The sequence below is a fragment of the Actinocrinis sp. genome, from assembly GCF_035938995.1.
Lineage (GTDB): Bacteria > Actinomycetota > Actinomycetes > Streptomycetales > Catenulisporaceae > DASZGI01.
This window is the reverse complement of sequence record NZ_DASZGI010000319.1, coordinates 24,580-30,923: the sequence shown is the minus strand read 5'-3', so window position 1 is coordinate 30,923 and position 6,344 is coordinate 24,580. Positions and strand designations below refer to the sequence as shown.

Genomic DNA, 6,344 nt, shown 5'->3' with positions numbered 1-6,344 from the left:
GGCAAGGCGCTGACCGGCGGTTATATGACCATGGCGGCGGCGCTGTGCACGCCGCGGGTCGCCGACGGCATCAGCCGGGGCGAGGTTCCGGTGCTCGCGCACGGGCCGACGTTCATGGGCAATCCGCTGGCCGCGGCGGTGGCGAACGCGTCGCTTGAGCTGCTTCTGGACCCGGCAGCGCGCGGGGGCGTGCCCTGGCAAGAGGACGTGCGCCGCATCGAGTCCGGACTGCGCAAGGGCCTCGACCCGGCCCGCACGGTGCCGGGCGTGGCGGACGTGCGCGTGCTCGGGGCGATCGGCGTACTTCAGCTCGACCGACCGGTGGACGTGCGCGCAGCCACCGCCGCGGCCGTCGCGCACGGCGTGTGGCTGAGGCCGTTCGTGAACCTGGTCTACTGCATGCCGCCCTACATCACCAACGATGAGGACCTTGCGGCGGTGTGCGCGGGGATGCAGGCGGCGGCCGAGGCGAGCATCGCGGCAACGAGCGGAGCCTGATCCTGTCCTGGTCCTCATAGGACGTCAGATGCGGCCCGCCACGCTGTACTACTTATTTCGTCCCGTCGAGCAGCTGCGGCGCTACCTGCATGTTGCCGATGGTGGTGGCCTGCAGATAACCGGACAGCCAGCCGAACGCCTCGGGCTCGATCGCCTTCCAGACCCCTATGTTGTGGCCGCCGCGCGGGGAGATCAGCAGCGAGATCGTGGTCGGCGCCTTGACCGCGGCACGCATCGCGTCGGCCTCCTGCGCTGTCGCGCCGTCCTGAAGGGTCCCGGTGAGAAGGAGCGCCACAGGCTTCGGCGGCTGGTGCTGGAGGATCCACAGCGGCGCGTTGAGGTTGTAAGCAGTGGTGCCGAACCCGAGCAGGTCGCCGCCGGGGTGGTCGTCACCGCTCATGGAGACGCCCGCGATGAACTCGTCCGGGTACTGCAGCGCGAGCTTAGACGCGCACAGGCCGCCTTCGGAGAAGCCCATCAGGCCCCAGCCGGTGCGGTCGGTCGCGGTGCGGTAGGAGGTCTCGACGAGCTGGCGCACGTCCTGGGAGAGCCAGGTCGCCACCTGCGGGCCGCCGGGGATGTTCGAGCAGTCGGCATTGTGCGGCGGGTCGACGTTGATGGAGGCCGAGACGAGGATCATCGGCTGGGCCGCGCGGTTGTCGACGGCCTGGCTGAGGATCGACGGCGCTTCCATGCTGGACAGCCACGTCTGGGGCGATCCGGGGAAGCCGGAGAACAGCTGCACCACCGGGAAGTAGGTATGCGCGTAGCGGGGCTGGTAGTACTGCGGCGGAAGCGAGACCAGAACCGTCCCGGTCACCTTCGACTGCGCGCCGGTGATCGTGGTCTCGAAGGCGTTCGCGACCCCGTGGTACGGGTGGAACAGCGCCGCGTTCGGCAGCGCGCGGTCGCCGGTCGGCTGGCCGGTCTGGGCCGCTCCCGTGGTCAGCGCGAGCGGTTTGGCGGCGCCCTCGATCTGGCCCGGCGCGCCGTTCCAGCCGAACAGGTCGGACCACGAGGTGTAGAGCTGGAACGAGTTGTTGATCAGCAGGGCGGCCAGCAGCACGGCGGTGCTCTGGCAGACGAGGATCAATCCGAATCGCTGCGCGCCGCGCACGGGGCGCGGGCCGCGTAGCCGGTTCCACAACAGCACGGTCGCGACCGGCAGGGCGACCACTGCCCCTATCACAGCGGCCAGGAAGTAGCCGCCCGTCAGTCCCATCGCTCGCTCGCCCGATCGCCCGTGTCAAGGCCGGACGCCGCGTCCGGACCGTGCCGCGCCGCCCCTCGATCCGGCGCCCGGACGCGGGAGGCCGACGCCATAAGCGCTGGTCTTCCGGGTCCGACTCACCATGATCTCATGGGCCGCGAAGAGGGTTGTCCCCCGTTTCCATCAATCACCGACGCTCGAGCTCACCCGGCGGTTGCGTGATTTTCAGGTTTAGCTAAGCCTCCACACGGTGCAGGACGCACGGCAGTTCACCGATGGCGCAAAGACGTAAAGCCTGAACGAGCAGGAATACCCAGGTCAGTAGCCGAGCCAGCCCAGCAGGACCGCCTCGGCCGCGCCCACCTTCGCGAGGTCGACGTGCTCGTGGCGGGTGTGCGCCAGGTTCGGATCACCCGGGCCGAAGTTCACCGCGGGCACGCCGAGCGCGGCGAACCGGGCCACGTCCGTCCAGCCATACTTCGCCCGTGCCGGAGCGCCGATCGCCGCCGCGAACGAGGCCGCCGCGGGGAGGTTCAGACCGGGACGGGCGGCCGGGGCGCTGTCGACGATCTCGACCGGGTAGCCCTCGAACACCTCGCGCACGTGCGCCGCGGCGTCCTGCTCCGAGCGGTCGGGAGCGAAGCGGAAGTTCACCGTGACCGAGCACTCGTCGGGGATCACGTTGCCGGCGACTCCGCCGCTGATGCCCACCGCGTTCAGTCCCTCGTGGTACAGCAGCCCCTCGACTTCGACCTCGCGCGCCTCGTATGCCGCCAAACGGGCGAGGACCGGCGCGGCGCGGTGGATGGCGTTGTCCCCGAGCCAGGAGCGGGCGCTGTGGGCGCGCGTGCCGGTCAGGGTGATCTTGGCGCGCAGGGTGCCCTGGCACCCGCCCTCGAGGACGCCGTCGGTGCCTTCGAGCAACACCGCGAAGTCCCCGGCGATCCAGTCCCGGTGCTCGCGGGCGATCCGGCCGAGTCCGTTGCGCGCGGCCTCGACCTCCTCGCACTCGTAGAAGACGAACACCAGGTCGTGCGCGGGGGTGCGAGCGCCCGCCGCACCGACCGCCGCGGCGATCTTGAGCTGGACCGCCACCCCGCTTTTCATGTCCGAGGTGCCGCAGCCGTAGAGGATGTCGCCCTCCCGGCGCGAGGGCACGTTGTCGGCGATCGGCACCGTGTCGATGTGCCCGGCCAGCACGATCCGCTGGGGCAGTCCGAAATCGGTGCGCGCGACCACGTTCTCGCCCAGGCGCTGCACGGAAAGGCCGGGCAGCGCGCGCAGGGCCTGCTCGATCGCGTCCGCCAGCGGCTTTTCCTCACCGCTGACGGAGGGGATGTCGACGAGCACGGCGGTCAGGGCGGCCGCGTCCAGGGACAGGTCGAGCGCTGGCTCGGCGTTCCCCATCAGGCGCTCACTCCGTGGCTGCGCAGGATGTCGTTGAGCTGCGACTTGTCGTGCCGATGGCCCTCCTCGAGCCGCTTGAGCACGAGCACGCAGGGCAGGCCGAACGCGCCGCCGGCGAACTGCTTGGTCCGCGTGCCGCCGACAGCGACCGACCAGGCGGGGATGTGGCCGCGGCTGATCTCCTCGCCGGTCTCCACGTCGATGACCGGGATCGTGGCGGACAGGATCGTGCCCGCGCCGACCATCGCGCCCCGGCCGACCCGGGCGCCCTCCACGATCATCGACCGGCTCCCGATCATCGCGTCGTCCTCGACCACGACGGGCACCGCGTTCGGCGGCTCGAGCACTCCGCCGATGCCGACACCGCCGGACAGGTGCACGTTCTTGCCGATCTGCGCACACGAGCCGACCGTGGCCCAGGTGTCCACCATCGAGCCGGAGTCGACGTATCCGCCGATGTTCGTGAACGACGGCATCAGCACCACGCCCGGGGCGAAGTAGCTGCCCCAGCGGGCGATCGCGCCGGGCACCACGCGCACCCCGTCGAAGGTGGTCTTGAGCGGCACCCGGTCGTGTTGGTAGAACTCGCCGACCGTCGCCTCGGTCATGTCGAGCACCTTGAAGCCGAGCAGGATGGCCCGCTTCGCCCGCTCGTCCACGACCACCAGGTCCGTGGCCGGATCGACGAACGCGACCCGGGCCGCGCCGGTGTCGAGCAGGTCGATCGCGTCGACGACGAACTTGCGGGCGTCGGCGTCGGCCGGAGAGAGCTCGGCACGCCGCTCCCAGAGCTCTTCGATCACGGCGGGGAGCGGGCTGGCGAAGGTCTCGGTCATGGAGGCAAGACTAGTGCGGGCTCGTGACACAACCATTGACCGGTCCGGATGCCGATCGATTACGGTAACGCCGAGCCGACCATCCGATCCGAGGAGAACCGTGCTGCGCGTCGCCCCGTCACGCTACGCCCTTGCCGTGTCCGATTGGCCGGGTTCCGGCTGGTTGGGGAGCCGGGGGCTGATGGCGGCTGTCGGCCGGGCCCCCGAAAGCAGAAGACGGACGACCGATACCGGACGCTTCGCCACAGGCTCGGCGCCGCGTGCGCCGCGCGGCAACGGGCGCTGGTGGATCGCGCTGGTCGTGGTGCTGATCGTAGCTGGCACGCTGACCGGCGTAGGTATCTGGGCGGTGAACAAGTTCGGCAGCCTCTCCAACATCTTCACCGCCAGCGGCTGCACTGCCAGCTCCACGGCCGGGAGCGTCAGCTTGGACCTGGAGCAGGCTCAGAACGCCTCCACGATCGCGGCGGTGGGGATACAGCAGGGCGTGCCGGTCTTCGGGATCGAAGTGGCCGAGGCGACCGCGATGCAGGAGTCGAAGCTGCACAACCTCGGCTATGGCGACCGCGACTCGGTCGGCCTCTTCCAGCAGCGCCCGTCGCAGGGCTGGGGCACCACCACGCAGATCATGGATCCGGTTTACTCCTCGACGCGGTTCTACCAGGCGCTGGTCAACGTCTCCGGCTGGCAGTCGATGACGCTCACTCAGGCGGCGCAGGCGGTGCAGAAGTCAGGCGCGCCCGACGCCTATGCGGCGCACCAGGCCGATGCGACGGTGGTCGCCGCAGTGTTCACGGGCACCGCCGCGGCGGGGCTCGGCTGCACCCTCGACAGCCCGACGTTCGCCGCCCAGAGCAAGTCGTCCGGCGCGCTGCTGAACGCCCGCGCGCAGTCGGTGCTCAACACGCTGCGCAACCAGTTCGGCGCGGCGAACGTGGGCCCGGTCAGCAGCATCTCTTCTGACGGCCTGTCGTTCGACGTCTCAGCGCCCTCCTCCCTCTCCGGCGCGGACGCGACCGACCGCGGCTGGGCCTACGCCAACTGGCTGGCCGCACAGGCCGAGATCACCGGCATCACGCACGTCCAATACGCCGACCGGTCGTGGTCCTCGACGGCGGGCGCCACCGGATGGGCGACTATCTCGCCCACGGGCGCCGGGGCGACGGTTCACGTCACGGTGACCGCTGGCACGTGACCCGTCCCCCGAGTCGGACAATTGGCGCTCTTCGCCGCTGACTGTGTCATCGAGGCTCGTCGAGGTTGAGTCATCGAACGAGCCGATCATCCGCCCTGCCCGATGGTCAGGTCTTTTCCAAAAAATCATGATCAGAGAAGCAATCGGCCGACTACCGTTATCACTTCGTTATCTGTTATAGCCGCAACCTGAAGGCTCTTTCGGTCGATGTGCACGGCGATGAATTCCCGCCGTCCTCCCGAGGAGCCCCATGAGTACGTCCCACGTGCCTTATCGCGCCCGCCACGCCGCATCGCGCGGCGGGGTGGTCCCCAGCGCGACGCTGCGCCGGGCAGCCTGCGCCGCAGCGGCGGTCGCGGCCGGAGCAGTTCCGCTGGTGAGCGTGGGTGCGGCGCAGGCCGCGACCGGTCCGCTCAGCGACCTGTTCCCCGCGGGAACTGCCCAGAGCGCGGCCCTGAGCGGGGTCGCCCTGCCTTCGGTCAACGCGCCCCTCGGTCTGAGCGACGCGGCGCTCCCGCTGAATCAGGCCACGCTGGCGCTCGCGCCGACCCAGGCGATGGTGACCGGAACGCAGCAGCTCACCGACCACCTGACCTCAGCGCTTCCGCTCAGCAACCTGGTGCCGTCCGTGCTGCCGGACGCCGGCAATCCGCTCCAGGTCGCACCGAACCTGCTCCAGGACGGCGCGCTCGGCAACCTCTCGCAGGGGCTGGCTCCCCAGACGCAGAACCTCACCGGCGCCGTCGTCGGGCAGACCGCACCCCTGGTCAACGGGCTGCACCAGGCCGGGGTGCCGACGGTCGGCGACGTGACCGGCCAGGTCAGCCAGGCCGCGCTGCCCGGCGTCGGCACCGTCGGCGGACTGACGAAGTCGCTGCCGGTGACCTCCGTGCTGGGTCCGAACAGTCCGGTCACCGGGGCGCTGAACAACCTCGGGCAACTGTAGGAAAAGCTCCTCGGTCGGCTTCGAAGAGCAAAGAAGTACAGACACTCCACTCCGAAGATGTGCGGATATTCCAGTCTTTGGACATCACACCTCCGCAGCCCTCCTTTACCCAAACGTTACCATCGTCAGCCGAAACCTCAGCCGACGTCGGCTCGTAATTCCAATGGCAGCGGGCCCCGGGCCGGAAAAACCCCGGCGGACCCCGCCGGGCCGCCGCCTCCAGTTGACGGGCGGGCGAGCCGTCACAGTCCA

Annotated in this window: 6 protein-coding genes; 3 read left to right on the top strand and 3 right to left on the bottom strand. The window is 69.9% G+C overall.

Annotated features, from left to right (window positions below):
- Positions 1–498 (top strand): aminotransferase class III-fold pyridoxal phosphate-dependent enzyme (locus VGZ32_RS22575; protein ID WP_326888152.1); only part of this gene is annotated, 498 nt, incomplete at its 5' end.
- Between the two features lie 52 nt (positions 499–550).
- Here the strand turns inward: VGZ32_RS22575 and VGZ32_RS22570 are convergent.
- From VGZ32_RS22570 to VGZ32_RS22560, 3 genes are all read right to left on the bottom strand, one after another.
- The gene (locus VGZ32_RS22570) at positions 551–1,720 is read right to left on the bottom strand and encodes an alpha/beta hydrolase (protein ID WP_326888151.1); all 1,170 of its coding nucleotides are present in this window, start codon (positions 1,718–1,720) and stop codon (positions 551–553) included.
- A gap of 306 nt (positions 1,721–2,026) precedes the next feature.
- On the bottom strand, positions 2,027–3,115 hold the full coding sequence (gene dapE / locus VGZ32_RS22565) for a succinyl-diaminopimelate desuccinylase (protein WP_326888150.1): 1,089 nt from the start codon (positions 3,113–3,115) through the stop codon (positions 2,027–2,029).
- Positions 3,115–3,951 carry a 2,3,4,5-tetrahydropyridine-2,6-dicarboxylate N-succinyltransferase gene (locus VGZ32_RS22560; RefSeq protein ID WP_326888149.1) on the bottom strand — a complete coding sequence of 279 codons (837 nt, stop codon included), beginning with the start codon at positions 3,949–3,951 and terminating at the stop codon, positions 3,115–3,117. The genes dapE and VGZ32_RS22560 overlap by 1 nt, the downstream gene beginning before the upstream one ends.
- 181 nt (positions 3,952–4,132) lie before the next feature.
- On the opposite strand from VGZ32_RS22560, the gene VGZ32_RS22555 reads away from it, so the two are divergent.
- On the top strand, positions 4,133–5,146 hold the full coding sequence (locus tag VGZ32_RS22555) for a hypothetical protein (RefSeq protein WP_326888148.1): 1,014 nt from the start codon (positions 4,133–4,135) through the stop codon (positions 5,144–5,146).
- A gap of 250 nt (positions 5,147–5,396) precedes the next feature.
- Complete coding sequence (locus tag VGZ32_RS22550; RefSeq protein ID WP_326888147.1) at positions 5,397–6,092, top strand: hypothetical protein; 696 nt, start codon at positions 5,397–5,399, stop codon at positions 6,090–6,092.
- Positions 6,093–6,344 lie beyond the last annotated feature (252 nt).

What these genes read in the sequence shown, in the direction of transcription:
- VGZ32_RS22570 (WP_326888151.1), bottom strand. Translation starts at nt 1,720, where the DNA reads ATGGGACTGACGGGCGGCTACTTCCTGGCCGCTGTGATAGGGGCAGTG.
- dapE (WP_326888150.1), bottom strand. Translation starts at nt 3,115, where the DNA reads ATGGGGAACGCCGAGCCAGCGCTCGACCTGTCCCTGGACGCGGCCGCC.
- VGZ32_RS22560 (WP_326888149.1), bottom strand. Translation starts at nt 3,951, where the DNA reads ATGACCGAGACCTTCGCCAGCCCGCTCCCCGCCGTGATCGAAGAGCTC.
- VGZ32_RS22555 (WP_326888148.1), top strand. Translation starts at nt 4,133, where the DNA reads ATGGCGGCTGTCGGCCGGGCCCCCGAAAGCAGAAGACGGACGACCGAT.
- VGZ32_RS22550 (WP_326888147.1), top strand. Translation starts at nt 5,397, where the DNA reads ATGAGTACGTCCCACGTGCCTTATCGCGCCCGCCACGCCGCATCGCGC.